Here is a 16227-nt window from a genome sequence, read left to right as displayed (position 1 = left end):
GGGGCACCCCGGCCGGCCGTGTGCCCGCGGTGTGGGTCGTGGCCCGGTGGGAGCTCGCTACTGGTCCGAGGAGAAGCGGACCGCGTTGGCGGGGAGGGTGGTGTCGCACCAGATGCGGATGCCGTCGCGGAGTTCGTTGTCCGGGCCTACCTGGGCGCCGTCGCCTATCACCGCGCCCGTGAGGACCGTACGGGCTCCGATGCGGGCGCCCGCGCCGACCAGGGAGTCGGTGATCACCGCGCCCGGTTCGACCACCGCGCCCGCCAGGATCGTCGAGCCCGTGATGCGGGCGCCCTCGCCCACCTGCGCGTCCGCGCCGACGACCGTGCCGCCGGTCAGCTTGGCGTCCGGGGCGACCCGGGCCGACGGGAGGACCAGGCGGTCGCCGCAGCGGCCCGGGACAGCCGGGGAGGGGGCGCGGCCGAGGACCAGGTCGGCGGAGCCGCGGACGAAGGCCTGCGGGGTGCCGAGGTCCAGCCAGTACGTGGAGTCGACCATGCCCTGGAGGTGGGCTCCGGAGGAGAGGAGTTCCGGGAAGGTCTCCCGTTCGACGGAGACCGGGCGGCCCGTGGGGATCCGGTCGATGACCGAGCGGCGGAAGACGTACGCGCCGGCGTTGATCTGGTCCGTGACGATCTCTTCGGGGGTCTGCGGCTTCTCCAGGAAGGCCGTGACCCGGCCCGTCTCGTCCGTGGGGACCAGGCCGAAGGCGCGGGGGTCCTCGACGCGGGTGAGGTGGAGCGAGACGTCCGCGCCGGAGGTGGCGTGGGTGTCGACGAGGGCCCGGATGTCGAGGCCCGTGAGGATGTCCCCGTTGAAGATCAGGACCGGCTCGTCGGGGCCCGAGTGGAGGCGCGAGGCGACGTTGCGTATCGCGCCTCCCGTGCCGAGCGGCTCCTCCTCGGTGACGTACTCCAGGCTCAGGCCGAGGTCGGAGCCGTCGCCGAAGTGCGGCTCGAAGACCTCGGCCAGGTAGGAGGTGGCGAGCACGATGTGCTCGACGCCGGCGGCGCGGGCGCGGGCCAGCTGGTGCGTCAGGAAGGGGACGCCCGCCGCCGGAACCATGGGTTTGGGCGTGTTGACCGTGAGGGGTCGCAGCCTTGTGCCCTTGCCACCGACCAGGAGGATCGCTTCAGTCACCTTGTCGTCTCTGCTTCCTGTTCGGGGCCGGTCCGCCCGCCCGTCTCGGTCGTCCGTGCGATATGACCGGTCAGTTTATGCGGATGGTTGCCCGGCTGAACCCATCAGAGCCTTCCCTGGTACTTCGCCGAGCTCGTCCTGGCCGTCGCGAGCTTGCCGTACAGGCGTGCGCCGGGGCACTCCGTGGCGAATCCGTCACGGTGCCCGGAGATCGTCCGGAGCTTGACCTTCGTGCCCTTCTTGTACAGGTTTCCGCCCCCTGAGGTGAGATACGTCGTGCTCGTAGGGTTCACGCCGTGCAGGCCGAGCTTCCAGGCCGTCAGCTTGGCGACGGCGGTGAGCACGGCGGCCGGCGGATTGCTCTTGCTGTACGTGCCGATGACGGCGACGCCCATGCTGTTGGTGTTGAACCCGAGCGTGTGCGCGCCGAGGACGGGCTTGGCCACGCCGCCCGCGCGGCCTTCGTAGATGTTTCCGCACTTGTCGACGGCGAAGTTGTAGCCGAAGTCCCGCCAGCCGCTGCTCTTGACGTGGTAGCGGTAGATCCCGCGCAGCACGGAGGGGGCCTGGCTGCAGGTGTAGTTGTTGCCGGTCGCGGTGTGGTGGACGAAGGCCGCCTTGATGCTCTTCGTGTACACGAAGCCCTTCTCGCGGAGCTTCTCGTCGGCTCCCCAGCCCTTGCGCGTGATGATCTTCGGGCGGGGGCCGATGTACGGCTTCGCCGCGACCGCCGCGGCCGGGGCGACCTTCGCGGGCGCCGCCTGCGGAGGCCGGGCCGCCTGGGCCGCCTTCGCCGCCTTCGGGAAGTAGCGGAACGCTACTTCCGTCTCTTCTTTGGAGAGCGCCGGGATCCAGCCCGCGCCGTACGGCGCCAGCTGGGAGTTGACGGAGCTGGCCGCCGCCTCGGCCGCCGTCGGGTCGGCCGGGACCGCCGCCGCGCGGGCCCCGGGGGCGGCGCCGGCCGGTTCCGCGCCGGGGTCGACCAGTTCGAGGCGCAGGCCGTCGGGGAGCTGCTCCTCTCCCCGTACGCGGATCTCGACGCCGTCCGAGTCGCCCACCCACAGCGGCGCCGTGGAGCCCTTGAGCGCCCGGGCGGCGCCCTCCGTGGTCTCCGGGTCGGCGCCGTGCTCGTCGTTGTGGGTCTCGACGTCCTGCCACTCCGACCAGGTCCCGCCGCCGGTGGCGCGGGTGCGGACCTGCACGGAGCCGTGCAGGGCGGCGGCCGGGTCGTCCCAGACGACGCCGACGAGGGAGAACGGCCTGACGTCGCGCCGGGCCAGGCCCCGCTCGGCCGGGTCGGCCCCGGTTCCGCCGAAGCCGCGTACGGAACCGTCCAGGGCTTCGAGCGGCAGCGACTGGGTGGAGCCCGGCAGCTGCTCGGGCCCCGGTGGCAGCGCGGCGACCGCCGGTGGCGCCGTGGCCGCCGCGGGTGCGGCGAGGGAGACCGGCAGGGCGAGCACCGCCGCGCAGGTGACGGCGATCGAGGAGGCGAGTGAGGCACGCATGGGCCGATCGTGCGTATCCCCGGCGCGTTCCGCGCGCCGGGAATCCGCGCGGAAATTGACGGACCGTCGGGCCGACCGGTGGACGGCGTCACCGGTACGGAGGACCCGGCGCGCCCGCCCGCGTACGCTGTCCGGCGTGAACGCCAGCGACCGCACCCCCGCCGACCTGCTGCGATCCGCGCTCGCCGCGGACCCCGCCCGCCCCTTGGTCACTTTCTACGACGACGCCACCGGTGAGCGCGTGGAATTGTCCGTCGCCACCTTCGCCAATTGGGTGGCCAAGACGGCGAACCTGCTCCAGGGCGAGCTGTCCGCCGCGCCGGGCGACCGGCTCGCGCTGCTGCTGCCCGCGCACTGGCAGACGGCCGTCTGGCTGCTCGCCTGCTCCTCCGTCGGGGTGGCCGTCGAGGTCGGCGGCGATCCCGCGGACGCCGACCTCGTGGTCGCGGGTCCGGAGACGCTGGAGGCGGGTCTCGCCTGTTCCGGTGAGCGGATCGCGCTCTCGCTGGCGCCGCTGGGCCGCCGCTTCCCCGCCCCGCCCGCCGGGTACGCGGACTACGCGGTCGAGGTGCCGAGCCAGGGCGACCGGTTCGCGCCGTTCGTGCCGGTGGATCCGGAGGCTCCCGCCCTCGTCGTCGACGGTAGGGAACGGAGCGGCGCGCAGCTCGTCGAGCAGGCCCGCGTGGACGCGGCGACGCTCGGCCTCGCTCCCGGCTCCCGGCTGCTGTCCGGTCTCGGCTACGGCGACTGGCAGGGGCTCTCGTCCGGTCTGTACGCGCCGCTCGCGGCCGGCGGCTCGGTGGTGCTCTGCCGGAACCTGCACCAGCTCGCGCCCGAGGCCCTGGAGAAGCGCGTGGAGAGCGAGCGGGTGACCGACACCACCCTCTGAGCCCGCACCGCTCTCTCCCCCGGCTGAGCCAACCGGCCCCCGGCCGTCGCACCTCCGCGTAGCCCGTTCGGCCCTGCACCACGCCGAGTCCCCGGGTCCCCGCGCCGACTCCGGTACATGATCGGCCGGGGGGAGTCGATCCTTCCGCACAACCATGCGTCGGGTTCGGCCGTCTCCTTCCATGACCGGCGGCCGCCGGGCGCGCCGCCGACGCCTCGAAGGACGGACTCAGACGTGACGGACCGTGCTGACACGCCGCCCGAACCGGATCCCCCGGCGACGGAGGACGCGGCACCCGACGCTCCGGCGGAGCCGCACAAACGCCACTGGCTGCGGTGGACGGCCCTCGCGGTCTCGGTCGTGGTGCTGATCGCGGCCGGAATCGGCTGGTGGTTCTACCGGAAGCTCGACGGCAACATCACCACGGACACGACGGCCGCGACCGAGCTGCGGAAGTACGAGAAGGAGCGGCCGACGGCGGGCGCCACCGCCGCCCGGAACATCCTGCTCATCGGCTCGGACACCCGGACCGGCGAGGGGAACCGCAAGTACGGCAAGGACGAGGGCACCCAGCGCTCGGACACGACGATCCTGCTGCACCTCTCGGCGGAGAAGTCGAGCGCGACGGCCGTCTCGATCCCCCGCGACCTGATGGTGACGATCCCGAGCTGCACCAAGGCCGACGGGACCCGGACCCGCGAGCAGTTCGCGCAGTTCAACTGGGCCTTCGAGTTCGGCGGTACGGCGTGCACGATCCGTACCGTCGAGAAGCTGACCGGGATCCGCGTCGACAACCACATGGTGATCGACTTCCGGGGCTTCAAGAAGATGGTCGACGCCGTGGACGGGGTGGAGGTCTGCCTCAAGGAGCCCGTCAACGACACCGACGCGAAGCTGAAGCTGCCCGCGGGGCGCCAGACGCTCCACGGCGAGCAGGCGCTCGGCTTCGTACGGGCCAGGAAGTCGATCGGCAACGGCAGCGACACGGAACGCATGGACCGGCAGCAGCAGTTCCTCGGCGCCCTCGTCAACAAGGTGCAGAGCGACGGGGTCCTGCTGAACCCGACGAAGCTCTACCCGGTCCTCGACGCGGCCACGAAGGCGATCACGACCGACCCGGGGCTCGACTCGCTGCGGGACCTGTACGACCTGGCGCGCGCGATGCGGGCCGTCCCGACGGAGAAGGTGCAGTTCCTCACGGTGCCGCGCCGCTCGTACCGATATGACGCGAACCGGGACGAATTGGTACAGCCGGCGGCGAGTCAACTCTTCAAGCAGCTAAGGGAGGACAAGCCCGTCCTCGTGACGCCGCACACCGAGGAGGAGGACGGCCGGCAGGGCGGGGAGACGGGCGGCGACGGGAAGCCCGACGACGCGGACGCCCCGACGCCCTCCACGACTCCGACCTTCACGGGGCGGAACGCGGCGGAGGGCGTGTGCTCTTAGGAACACCCCGGACGCCGTGGGTAAAGGGCGTGCCAAGGGGAGGGCAGGGTCGGATGAGGTTTGAGCAAATTGCCCGGTTGTAAGGGGCGTGGAATTTGTCACTGACGTCGCTCCACGCTGAACTGGGCGGATAGTGTGACGCGATCCGGTGCACCCCGACCGTGTGGTCGTCGCACTCACCAAGGATCGAAACGACCGAGAGAGCGGCGCCCTACGGGGGAGGCGCCTCGCGTGGCACCGACGGAGGACTCGAGTAACCGTGGACGCGCACAGCCGTGGACGGGCGGACGAGATCGACCCCGCCGACCAGTGGGTGCTCAACCCGCAGACCGGCAACTACGAACTGCGACTGGACCACTCCGCTGGGCAGCCGCAGACACCGTCCCGGCCCCGGAGATCGAGCACGGCCACCGCCGCCGACTCGGCCGACACCGGCCACGGCGCCGCCGCCGGCCACGGCACGGCCACCGAGGCACCCGTCCCCGGCCAGCGCCGCCGTCGCGTCTCCGAGGGCGGCGGTCAGCAGCCCCCCGCGAGCCGCCGCAAGCGCAAGCAGGGCGCGTCCCGCAAGAAGAAGGTCCTCCTGTGGACCGGCGGGACGATGGCCTTCGTGCTCGTGGGCGGCGCCACCGGCGCGTACATGCTCTACAAGAAGCTCGACAGCAACATCGACGCCGTCGACGTCGGCAACGCGGCGGTCGAGACGCCGGGCATGGACGGGCCGCTCAACATCCTCGTCATCGGCAACGACGTCCGTACCGGCGAGGGCAACGAGAGCTACGGGAACAAGACGAACGTCACCGGCCACGCCGACACGACGTTCCTCATCCACATCGCCGAGGACCGCACCAACGCCACCGCGGTGAGCATCCCCCGCGACCTCAAGATCGAGATCCCGGACTGCCCCACGAAGCAGCCCGACGGCTCGACCAAGGTCATCCCCGGCTCGGTCGGGCGGACCAAGTTCAACGAGTCGTTCGGCGTGAACGGCCGCGACCCCGGCTGCACCATGCGCACCATCACGGAGATGTCCGGCATCGGCATCAACCACTTCATGATGGTCGACTTCAACGCGGTCAAGACGCTGTCGGCCGCGGTCGGCGGCGTGAAGGTCTGTCTGACCAAGCCCATCCGCGACACCCAGTACTCCAAGCTCAACCTCGACGCGGGCGAGCACCGCATCCAGGGCGAGGACGCGCTCGCGTTCCTCCGCAACCGCCACGGCCTCGGCAACGAGAGCGACCTGGACCGCATCAAGATGCAGCAGCAGTTCCTCGCGTCGATGATGCGCCAGCTGAAGGAAGACACGCTGGACAGCCCGACGCAGCTGCTCGACGTCGCGAACGCGGCGACCGACGCGCTGACGGTCGACAAGGGCATAGGAAGTGCCCTGAAGCTGACCAGCCTCGCCAAGGAGATCGGCAAGGTCGACCTCAAGAACATCAGCTTCATGACCGTGCCGGTCGTCGACAACCCCGACGAGCCGCCGAACAAGCGGGCCACGGTCGTCCTCGACCAGACCAAGGCGCCGCAGGTCTTCAGCATGATCCAGAACGACGTCTCCTTCACCGAGGTCAAGAAGAAGGAGAAGGACGCCAAGAACGCCAAGACGCAGGCCCAGGCCAAGCTCCTCCAGGGCCCCCGCGCCGAGGCCGTCGACGTACGCGTCGACGTCTACAACGGCAGCGGCATCCAGGGCGCGGCCCAGTCGACCATCAACTGGCTGCAGAACGACATGGGTGTGAGCCGCTCCACCAACAAGAGCAACGCCCCCGAGAAGGCGGCGAAGACCACACTCACCTACGCACCGAACCAGGCCGATCAGGCCCGCAAGCTCGCGGACATGATGGGTCTGCCCGCCACGGCGCTCAAGCCGGGCACGCAGGACGCCGGGGAACGCGAGCCCATGACGCTCGTCCTCGGTGCCGACTTCAAGGGCGCGGGGGCGCCCGTCAAGGGTCCGACGAAGGCGCCGGACGTCGACAAGGTAGAAGCCGACAAGAAGGTGTGCGCCGAATGACCTGGAAACACCAGGCCTCGGCGCGCGGCTGATTCACGAGGGGACCTGGGGTGGGACAGAACGTGCGTGGGGAGGGAACGCGGGGACGCGTTCCGCGCGCCCGTGAACTGGGCTGGGACGACGACCTGTACGGAGCGGGGGAGGCGACCGGCGCCGGGAGCGGGGCCGGGACGGCCGGCACCCCCGAGGACGCCGGATCCTCCGGTACCTCCGCAGCGGCGTCGACCCGGGCCGAGCGACGACGCGGCGGCAACGGCGGCGGAAGCGGTACGGGGGCCGGCGGCGACGCCCGGACGGGCCACCGTCGCGGCGGTTCGCGCCGCCGGGCCAAGAAGGCAGGCAAGCACAAGGTGCTGCGCTGGGTGGCGATCACCCTGGCCGTACTGATACTCGGCACGGCCGGCGCCGGATACCTGTACTACGAGCACCTCAACGGCAACATCCGCAGCGGTGACCGCGCGGGCGGCAGCAGCGGCGTGAAGAAGGCCGCGCCGAACGCGCTCGGCGACACCCCGCTCAACATCCTCCTCATAGGCTCCGACAGCCGCGAGGACGAGAAGAACATCGCCCTGGGCGGCGGCCGGAACGACAAGGACCGCAAGCCGCTCGCCGACGTGCAGATGCTGCTCCACGTCTCCGCGGACCGCGAGAACGCCTCGCTGATCTCCATCCCGCGCGACACGGTCGTCAAGATCCCGGAGTGCAAGGACGAGAAGGGCACTCCCTACGCCGCCACCACGAACCGGCCCATCAACGAGTCGCTCCAGCGCGGCGGTCCCGGCTGCACCCTCACCACCTGGGAGAGCCTCACCGGGGTCTACATCGACCACTGGCTGATGGTCGACTTCGCCGGTGTGGTGGCCATGGCGGACGAGGTCGGCGGCGTCCCCGTCTGCGTCAAGACGGGCGTGCACGACAAGTCGACCCGCCTGGTGAAGGGCGGCTCCGGACTGAGGCTGCCGGAGGGCACCACCGAGGTCCAGGGCGTGCAGGCGCTCCAGTGGCTGCGTACCCGGCACGCCTTCGGCAGCGACCAGAACCGTGCCAAGGCCCAGCACATGTACATGAACGGGATGATGAAGAAGCTCCAGGCGCAGAACGCCTGGACCGACACCGGGCGCCTGATGGGCCTGGCCGAGACCGCCACCAAGTCCCTCAAGGTCTCGCAGGACCTCGACACCGTGAAAAAGCTCTTCGATCTGTCGATGCAGCTCAAGAACGTGAAGATCGACCGCCTGACGACGGCGACCGTCCCCACGGACCCCTATCCGCAGCGGCCGAAGGAATGGCTCCAGCTGCGGCCCTCCTCCGCCGACAAGATGTGGGCGATGCTCCGTGACGACGTCGCCTACGACAAGAACGGCGACAAGTCCGGCACCAAGGCGAAGCCGAAGGCCACCGCCTCGCCCAAGCCCAAGACCCCGGCCGAGGCCCCCGGCTCCTTCCCCGTGACCGTCGTCAACGGCACCGACGGCGCCGACGAGCCGGCGGTCGAGGGCCGCGCGGGTCACATGGCCGAGGCCCTCCAGGCCAAGGGCTTCACCCAGGCCGACGCCTCCCGGGAGGGCGGCGGCCGCAAGGACACCGTGGTCACGTACCCCAAGGCGGACGGCGACCAGGGCAAGGCGAACGCGCTCTCCGTGGCGAAGGCGCTCGGGCTGCCCGACTCGGCCGCCCGGGCCGACGCCGAGGCGAAGGGCATCACCCTGGTCGTCGGCGCGGACTGGCGCGAGGGCACCACGTACAAGAAGCCGACGCAGGTCGCCGGTGATCTGCCGGACGGCGCCGACGACAAGGCGGAGTGCATGGACATCTACTCGGTCTACCGGTGGGACGGGAAGAGCTGATCCGCTCCCTCCTCACCCGCACATAACGGACGGCCGGGCCCCGAAAGGGACCCGGCCGTCGGTCGTGCAGGTGATCAGACCGACTCGGTCTCGCCCGCCTTCACCGCCGGGCGGCGGCTGGCGATGACCTTCCTGGCCAGCGCGCGGGGGCTCGTCAGGAAGCCGTACCCCCACGACATGTGCATCGTCGCGAGCGCCACCGGGATCTGGAGACGGGCCTTCAGCGGCAGGCCCTTGCCCGCCGGGACCGAGCCCGCAGCGATCGCGGCGAGGTAGCCCGCAGGGATCACGAAGCCGAGCGGGGTGAGCGTCGCGCCCACCACGAGGCCCGCGACGATGGCGCAGACGGCGGCCGGCGGGGCCAGGTAGCGGAGGTTGATGGAGCCCTGGTGGTAGCGGGCCACCACGTGACGCCAGCGGCCGTAGTCCTTGTACTGCTTGGCGAGGGCCTTCACGGAGGGCCGCGGGCGGTACTGGACGCGCAGCTCGGGCGAGAACCAGATGAGACCGCCGGCCTCGCGGATGCGGAAGTTCAGCTCCCAGTCCTGGGCGCGGATGAACTCCACGTTGTACCCGCCCTGTCGCTCCAGGGCCTCGCGCCGGAAGACGCCCAGGTACACGGTCTCCGCCGGGCCGGCCGCGCCGCCCGTGTGGAAGGCCGCGTTGCCCACGCCGATCTTCGAGGTCATCGCGGCGGCGACCGCGTCCTCCCAGGCGTTCTCGCCCTCGGCATGCATGACACCGCCGACGTTCTGCGCGCCCGTCTCCTCCAGGAGGCGGACGGCGGTCGCGATGTAGTTCGGCGACAGCATGCCGTGGCCGTCGACGCGCACCACGATCGGGTGGCGGGAGGCCTGGATCGCGGCGTTGAGCGCGGCGGGGGTGCGACCCGTGGGGTTCGGCACGGTGTGGACGCGGGGGTCTTCTCGTACGAGCTCGGCAGCGATCTCGTCCGTGCGGTCCGTGGACGGGCCGAGGGCGATCACCACCTCCATCTCGCCGTCGTACTCCTGCTCCAGGATGTGGCGAACCGAGGTGCGCAGATACCGCTCCTCGTTGAGGACCGGCATGATCACGGAGACGGGGGGCAGCATGGTTCCTCGGGGGTTCGGGGGTCGTCCCCCGGGAGACAGCGGTATTGCCCGCCACGTTACCGCGAACGGGGGACACGGGTGCGCGCCGCATGGGTGGTGCACCCTTGCGCTGATCGTATGGGCCTACGGTGCTCACGGTTCCCCTTGTCACACCCGCGGAGGTGTCCGTCCGTGCCCACGCCGCCCCGCACGCCCCGTCGCAGGCCCGTCCCCCGGCCGCCCGTCCCGGCCCGTCGGCGGCGGCCGCGGCGGCCCCGGTGGGGGATGCGGATGGCGACCGCGCTGTCCGTGGTGGTCCTCGCGGCGGGCGGGATCGGGCACGCGGTGGTGACGGGCCTGGACACCGGGATCACCCGGGTCGACCCCTTCAAGGACATGAAGAACCGGCCGCAGGCCGGGCACGGGATGAACGTCCTCGTCGTCGGAACCGACGGCCGGGACCGGATCACCCCGGAGGAGAAGGAGAAGTACCGGCTCGGCGGCGCCCCCTGCCACTGCACCGACACCGTGATGCTCGTGCACATCTCGGAGGACCGGGAGCGGGCGAGCATCGTCAGCCTGCCCCGTGACTCGTACGCCGAGATGCCCGAGCACACCGACCTGACCAGCGGCAAGAAGCACCACTCCCACCCCGTGAAGCTGAACGCCGCCTACGCGGAGGGCGGGCCGGGGCTCACCGTGCGGACCGTCGAGTCGATGACCGGCGTCAAGATCGACCACTACCTGGAGGTCGACTTCACGAGCTTCATGCGGACCGTGGACGCGGTCGGCGGGGTGCAGATCTGTACGACGAAGGCCGTCAAGGACTCCTATACGGGACTCGACCTCCCGGCCGGCACCCACGAGCTCGACGGCGGCCAGGCCTTGCAGTACGTCCGCTCGCGGCACATCGACGGGGCCGCCGACATCGGGCGCATGCAGCGGCAGCAGAAGTTCCTCGCGGCGCTGATCGACCGGGCGACGAGCGGCGGGGTGCTGCTGAACCCGGTGCGGTTCCGCGAGATGGCCACGACGATGCTGAGCTCGGTCCGGGCGGACGAGGACTTCGGTACGGATCAGATGCTGGCGCTGGCCAAGGCGATGCGGGGCTTCACACCGGCGTCGTCCGAGTTCGTGTCCGTGCCGATCGGCGACATGAGCTTCCAGGTCAAGGGGATCGGGTCGACGGTGAAGTGGGACGCGGCGAAGGCGCAGAAGCTCTTCCAGGCGCTGCGCGAGGACCGGCCCCTGACGGCTCCGGCGCCCGCAGCGCAGAAGGCGTCCTCCGGGAAGGGCTCCGGCGCCCCCGGAACGGTCGTCGTGGACGTGGCTCCCCGCACCATCCGCGTGCAGGTCTACAACGGGACCCGGACGGACGGGCTCGGCCGGAAGGTGGACGACGCGCTGCGCGGCACCGGCTTCGACACGACGCGGACGCCGATGACGGGGACGGGGCAGGTGCGGGCGCGCACGCTCGTGGAGTACGACCCCCGCTGGGACCGCTCGGCAAAGTCCCTCGCGGCGGCGCTGCCGGGGGCGGAGCTGCGGGCGGTGGCGGGGCGAGGCGGGACGCTGCGGGTGACGGTGGGGGCGGACTACCGGGGCGTCACGGGGGTGCGGGCGGAGGACCCGGGCCGGGCCGGGCCGTTCGAGGCGGTCACCGGGGATCAGGTGGTGTGCCCGTAGGGGCCGGGGGCGCGTAGGCCGGAGCGGCCCGGGGGCGCGTAGGCCCGAGCGGCTCGGGGGCACGTAGCCCGGAGCGGCCCGGGGGCGGCTCGCGCGCGGCCCTCCGGGGTTCAGTCCTCGTAGCCCTCGGCGGCCCGGCGTTCGCGGAGGTCCTTGATGGCCTGACGGCGGGCCAGTCGGTGGGTGCGGCGGATCTGGGCCTCCTGGTGGCGGCGCTTGTCCTGCTCCGTCTCCGGGACGACCTGCGGGACGCGCCGCGGCTTGCCGTCCGCGTCGACGGCGGCGAAGACCAGATAGGCCGAGCCGACCTGGGTGGCGGGCGTGGACTCGTTCCAGCGCTCGGCCATGACCCGGACGCCGACCTCCATGGAGGACCGGCCGGTCCAGTTGACCTGGGCCTTCACGTGGAGGAGGTCACCGACCCTGACGGGCTCCAGGAAGGCCATCTCGTCCATGGAGGCGGTCACCGCGGGCCCGCCCGAGTGCCGGCCCGCGACGGCGCCCGCCGCGTCGTCCACCAGCTTCATGATCACGCCGCCGTGCACCGTACCGAGGAGGTTGGTGTCGTGGCTCGTCATGATGTGGCTGAGGGTGGTGCGGGAGGCCGAGGTGGGCTTGCCCGGGATATCGCCCTGTTCTGTCATGCCCTCCACCTTATGCCGGGTCCTGTCACCGTCCCCATGCGGTCCGTTTTGCATCAGCTTGGCAACAGGGCCGGTCCGATATTCCACCCGGCCTGTCCAGGGGATTCCCCCGCCCGGCACACTGGTCCGTATGAATGACTGGCCCGAAGACGGCGGATACGGCCGTGGCAACGCGAACCCCGATCCCGAGGGTGCTCGCCGGATGCGTCACGTGCAGCGGCCGCAGCAGCAGCAGCCGCCTCGTTACGACCAGGGCTACAACCCGAACTTCACACAGGCACAGGGCTCGGGGTACGACTCCGGTTACAGCAGCGGCCAGGTCTACGGCGGCCCGCAGGGCGGCGGCCACGGCTCCGTACCCCCTCAGCAGCCGCCGTCGTACCCGCAGCGGCCGGGCGGGCAGCCGGGGCGGCCCGCCCCGGACTGGCGCAAGCGCGCCAAGGTCGGCTCGATCGTCCTGGTCGTCGGCGTCCTCGCCTGGGGCATCGGCACGTACGCCTGGGCCAGCTCCCAGATGCGCAACGAGGTCGACCTCTCCAAGGTCATCGAGCGGCCGTCGGAGGGCGACTGCACGACGTACCTGATCGTCGGCTCGGACAGCCGTGAGGGCATGTCCGCCGAGGAGAAGAAGAAGCTGCACACCGGCTCCGCCGAGGGCAAGCGCACCGACTCGATGATGATCCTCGCGGCCTGCTCCAGCGGGAACACGATGGTCTCGCTCCCCCGCGACTCGTGGGTGACGATCCCGTCCTTCGTCGGCTCGGAATCGGGCAAGCAGTACCCGGCCCGGGGCGGCTCCAAGCTGAACGCGGCCTACGCGATGGACGGCCCCGAGCTGCTCGTGCGGACCGTCGAGTTCAACACCGGCCTGCGCATCGACCACTACGCGGAGATCGGCTTCGCCGGCTTCGCGAACATCGTGGACGCGCTCGGCGGTGTGGACCTCAACATCGAGAAGGGCTTCAAGGACAAGAAGTCCGGCGCCGACTTCCAGGCGGGCGAGCAGACCCTCAACGGCGAGCAGGCCCTGGCCTTCGTCCGGACCCGGTACGCCTTCGCCGAGTCGGACTTCGCGCGGACGAAGAACCAGCAGAAGTTCCTCTCCGCCCTGGCCAACGAGGCGGCGACGCCGGGCACGATCCTCAACCCGTTCGCGCTGTACCCGACGCTGGGCGCCGGTCTGGACACGTTGATCGTGGACAAGGACATGTCGCTGTACGACCTCGGGAAGATGTTCTTCGCGATGAAGGGCATCAGCGGCGGCGACGGCAAGTCCATGAACATGCCGCTCGCCGGCAGCGCCCCGCAGAACTCCTACCGGTGGGACATGCCGAAGGTGAAGCAGCTCGTCCAGCAGATCCGGGACGACGAGAAGGTCACCGTCGAGGGCAACCGCTGACCTCGCGGAGTGAGAAGGGGCGCCCCCCGTACGCCGGGGGCGCCCCTTCTCCGTGTCCGCTCCCCCCTGTCCGCCGGCCGGCAGGGCAGGACTCGGCCATCGCCCCCGGTCGGGGCACGACTATGCTCGGGCAGGCATTCCGCCCGACGTCACTGGAGTACCGCATGGCCCTCAAGATCACCGTGATCGGCACCGGCTACCTCGGCGCCACCCACGCCGCGGCCATGGCGGAGCTGGGCTTCGAGGTGCTCGGCCTGGACGTCGTCCCCGAGAAGATCGAGCTGCTGTCCTCCGGGCGCGTCCCGATGTACGAGCCGGGACTCGAGGACCTGCTGGCGAAGCACGTGGCCGGCATCGAGGGATCGACCGGCCGGCTGCGGTTCACCACCTCCTGGGAGGAGGTCGGCGCCTTCGGCGACGTGCACTTCGTCTGCGTGAACACCCCGCAGAAGCACGGCGAGTACGCCTGTGACATGAGCTACGTCGACGCCGCCTTCGCCTCCCTCGCCGCGGTCGTGCGCGAGGGCGCCCTGGTCGTCGGCAAGTCGACCGTGCCGGTCGGCTCGGCGGAGCGGCTCGCGGGCCTGCTGCCCGAGGGTGTCGACCTCGCCTGGAACCCGGAGTTCCTGCGGGAGGGCTTCGCCGTGCAGGACACCCTGCGCCCGGACCGGATCGTCGTCGGCGTGCAGGACTTCGGCGCGCGCGCCGAGAAGACGCTGCGCGAGGTGTACGCGGTCCCCGTCGGCCAGGGTTCGCCGTTCGTGGTGACCGACTTCCCGACGGCCGAGCTCGTGAAGACGGCCGCGAACTCCTTCCTCGCCACCAAGATCTCCTTCATCAACGCGATGGCGGAGGTGTGCGAGGCCGCGGGCGGCGACGTCGCCAAGCTGGCGGAGGCCATCGGCCACGACGACCGGATCGGGGCCAAGTTCCTGCGGGCCGGGGTCGGTTTCGGCGGCGGCTGTCTGCCCAAGGACATCCGGGCGTTCATGGCCCGGGCGGGCGAGCTGGGCGTCGACCAGGCGCTGACCTTCCTCCGCGAGATCGACTCGATCAACATGCGGCGGCGCGGCCAGATGGTGGAGATGGCGCGGGAGGTCCTCGGCGGGAACTCCTTCCTGGGCCGCCGGGTGGCCGTGCTCGGCGCGACCTTCAAGCCCGACTCGGACGACGTCCGCGACTCCCCCGCGCTGAACGTGGCCGGCCAGATACACCTCCAGGGCGGCCAGGTCACCGTCTACGACCCGAAGGGCATGGAGAACGCGCGCCGTCTCTTCCCGACCCTGGGGTACGCCGAGACGGCCCTGGACGCGGTGCGCGGCGCGGACGTGGTGCTGCACCTGACCGAGTGGCGGGAGTTCCGCGAGCTCGACCCGGCGGAGCTCGCCGCGGTCGCCTCGTCGCCCGTGATCCTCGACGGCCGCAACGCGCTGGACTCGGAGCTGTGGCGCGCGGCGGGCTGGACGTACCGCGCGATGGGCCGCCCGCGCGCCTGAGACGTACGCGAGAAAGGGGGAGAGGAGGCGCGCTCGTCACGCGCCTCCTCTCCCCCTTTTCCGTACCGTCAGGCCGCGGCCGGGCGGATCCGGTTCGTCCTCGACAGGAACTCCGTCTCGCGCAGCGCCCGGGTGGCGTTGGCGTGGGCGAGCCCGACGAGCTCCTGGGCGGGCCAGCCCCGGCGGAGGAGCTCCGCGAAGAGCGGGACGTAGCCGAGGGCCGGGGCGGTGGTGTGGGAGATGCCCGTGGACCGCGGGCCCGCCTCCGTACGCACGCGGTCGAGGACGTCGGCGTCGGCGGCCGGGTCGTCCGTGACCGTGACCATGCAGACGGCGCCGTTCTCGCCGAGGAGCCGCAGGACGTCGTCCGGGAGGGTCTCCGGTGCCGCCCTGGTCAGCAGGGCGGGGGCCCGGGTGACCGCGAGGGTGCGGCGGACCGTGTCCTGGTCGGCGCCCGAGAGGTCCACGGCCAGGCCGAGGCGGTTCATCTCCCGTACGGCGTCGCGGGCGAAGCGGTCGAAGCGGGTGAGGTTGACGGCCCGTACGCCCAGGGCGTGGTAGGCCCGCAGGGTGGCCGCCGAGCCGCCGAGCGCGGGCCAGCCGACCGGCCCGAGCAGGGCGGCGACCCGGCCGCAGTTCCCGGCGTGGGCCATCTCCGAGGTCGTGTACACGAGCCTCAGGTCCTCGGGACAGGCGGCGACGAGGGCGCGGACCGAGTCGATCCGCCGCAGCGTCCCGATGACGCCCTCGTCGGCCTCCACGTGCAGGGACCAGAACTGCGCTCCGGCCTCCTCCGCGCGGACGGGCGGCAGGTCCTCCGGGTCGAGGGCCCGGGGCAGTTCCGTATGGCCCTCGACGACGGGCTGCGCGGCCAGGAGGGCGCGGGCCCGGGCCGTCTCGTCGAGCGGGGGCGGTGGTTCAGGGGGATCGAGCGCGCCGACGGCGGCGGGGGCGGCAGAGAAGGGGGAATGATCGTCGAGATCTGCCATGGTGCTACTCCGAACTCGGTGATGCAGTACCGCCCCGCCGAGTGCGGCGGGGCAGTACCGTCCACCGTGCCACCGGCCCCGGGCGGGGGCGCG

General features: G+C 71.6%; 12 protein-coding genes. 7 read left to right on the top strand and 5 right to left on the bottom strand.

Annotated features, from left to right (window positions below; all coding sequences use genetic code 11):
• Positions 1-57 precede the first annotated feature (57 nt).
• Together ASC82_RS19570 and ASC82_RS19565 are read right to left on the bottom strand one after the other, a co-directional pair.
• Positions 58-1140 carry an NDP-sugar synthase gene (locus ASC82_RS19570; protein WP_056649484.1) on the bottom strand — a complete coding sequence of 361 codons (1083 nt, stop codon included), beginning with the start codon at positions 1138-1140 and terminating at the stop codon, positions 58-60.
• 104 nt (positions 1141-1244) lie between these two features.
• Positions 1245-2645: a peptidoglycan recognition protein gene (locus ASC82_RS19565; RefSeq protein ID WP_056649481.1), complete on the bottom strand. Its 1401-nt coding sequence runs from the start codon at positions 2643-2645 to the stop codon at positions 1245-1247.
• Between the two features lie 136 nt (positions 2646-2781).
• Between ASC82_RS19565 and ASC82_RS19560 the strand changes: the two genes are divergently transcribed.
• The 4 genes from ASC82_RS19560 to ASC82_RS19545 all read left to right on the top strand — a co-directional run bounded on the left by ASC82_RS19560 (position 2782) and on the right by ASC82_RS19545 (position 8847).
• On the top strand, positions 2782-3534 hold the full coding sequence (locus ASC82_RS19560) for a TIGR03089 family protein (RefSeq protein WP_056649478.1): 753 nt from the start codon (positions 2782-2784) through the stop codon (positions 3532-3534).
• Positions 3535-3768: 234 nt separating this feature from the next.
• Positions 3769-4980, top strand: coding sequence for an LCP family protein (locus ASC82_RS19555; RefSeq protein WP_056649475.1), 1212 nt, complete (start codon positions 3769-3771; stop codon positions 4978-4980).
• A 259-nt stretch (positions 4981-5239) separates the two neighbouring features.
• Positions 5240-7000, top strand: a complete 1761-nt coding sequence (locus tag ASC82_RS19550; RefSeq protein ID WP_056649472.1) for an LCP family protein — start codon at positions 5240-5242, stop codon at positions 6998-7000.
• 362 nt (positions 7001-7362) lie between these two features.
• Positions 7363-8847, top strand: coding sequence for an LCP family protein (locus ASC82_RS19545; RefSeq protein ID WP_199862574.1), 1485 nt, complete (start codon positions 7363-7365; stop codon positions 8845-8847).
• Between the two features lie 74 nt (positions 8848-8921).
• Here the strand turns inward: ASC82_RS19545 and ASC82_RS19540 are convergent, their stop codons facing one another.
• Positions 8922-9941, bottom strand: a complete 1020-nt coding sequence (locus ASC82_RS19540) for a glycosyltransferase family 2 protein (RefSeq protein ID WP_056649469.1) — start codon at positions 9939-9941, stop codon at positions 8922-8924.
• Positions 9942-10205: 264 nt separating this feature from the next.
• Here ASC82_RS19540 and ASC82_RS19535 point away from each other — a divergent pair, with 264 nt between their 5' ends.
• Entirely contained in the window at positions 10206-11606 is a 1401-nt protein-coding gene (locus tag ASC82_RS19535) for an LCP family protein (protein ID WP_056649466.1), read from the top strand.
• A gap of 110 nt (positions 11607-11716) precedes the next feature.
• Here the strand turns inward: ASC82_RS19535 and ASC82_RS19530 are convergent, their stop codons facing one another.
• A complete protein-coding gene (locus tag ASC82_RS19530; RefSeq protein ID WP_024757657.1) occupies positions 11717-12250 on the bottom strand; it encodes an acyl-CoA thioesterase in 534 nt (177 codons plus the stop codon).
• A gap of 130 nt (positions 12251-12380) precedes the next feature.
• Here ASC82_RS19530 and ASC82_RS19525 point away from each other — a divergent pair, with 130 nt between their 5' ends.
• A complete protein-coding gene (locus tag ASC82_RS19525; protein ID WP_199862570.1) occupies positions 12381-13649 on the top strand; it encodes an LCP family protein in 1269 nt (422 codons plus the stop codon).
• Between the two features lie 164 nt (positions 13650-13813).
• Positions 13814-15145: a UDP-glucose/GDP-mannose dehydrogenase family protein gene (locus ASC82_RS19520; protein WP_056649461.1), complete on the top strand. Its 1332-nt coding sequence runs from the start codon at positions 13814-13816 to the stop codon at positions 15143-15145.
• Between the two features lie 68 nt (positions 15146-15213).
• Here the strand turns inward: ASC82_RS19520 and ASC82_RS19515 are convergent, their stop codons facing one another.
• Positions 15214-16134, bottom strand: a complete 921-nt coding sequence (locus ASC82_RS19515; RefSeq protein ID WP_056649458.1) for a membrane dipeptidase — start codon at positions 16132-16134, stop codon at positions 15214-15216.
• Between the last annotated feature and the right edge of the window lie 93 nt (positions 16135-16227).

Origin of the sequence: Streptomyces sp. Root431 (assembly GCF_001426585.1) — a bacterium.
Taxonomy (GTDB): domain Bacteria; phylum Actinomycetota; class Actinomycetes; order Streptomycetales; family Streptomycetaceae; genus Streptomyces; species Streptomyces stackebrandtii.
Note: the sequence above shows the minus strand (reverse complement) of the source record. Positions and strands in the feature narration are given on the sequence as shown.

Bases quoted from the DNA above. Each gene is read 5' to 3' on its own strand.
- ASC82_RS19565 (WP_056649481.1), bottom strand. From the start codon at position 2,645: ATGCGTGCCTCACTCGCCTCCTCGATCGCCGTCACCTGCGCGGCGGTG.
- ASC82_RS19525 (WP_199862570.1), top strand. From the start codon at position 12,381: ATGAATGACTGGCCCGAAGACGGCGGATACGGCCGTGGCAACGCGAAC.
- ASC82_RS19540 (WP_056649469.1), bottom strand. From the start codon at position 9,941: ATGCTGCCCCCCGTCTCCGTGATCATGCCGGTCCTCAACGAGGAGCGG.
- ASC82_RS19530 (WP_024757657.1), bottom strand. From the start codon at position 12,250: ATGACAGAACAGGGCGATATCCCGGGCAAGCCCACCTCGGCCTCCCGC.
- ASC82_RS19520 (WP_056649461.1), top strand. From the start codon at position 13,814: ATGGCCCTCAAGATCACCGTGATCGGCACCGGCTACCTCGGCGCCACC.
- ASC82_RS19515 (WP_056649458.1), bottom strand. From the start codon at position 16,134: ATGGCAGATCTCGACGATCATTCCCCCTTCTCTGCCGCCCCCGCCGCC.
- ASC82_RS19535 (WP_056649466.1), top strand. From the start codon at position 10,206: ATGCGGATGGCGACCGCGCTGTCCGTGGTGGTCCTCGCGGCGGGCGGG.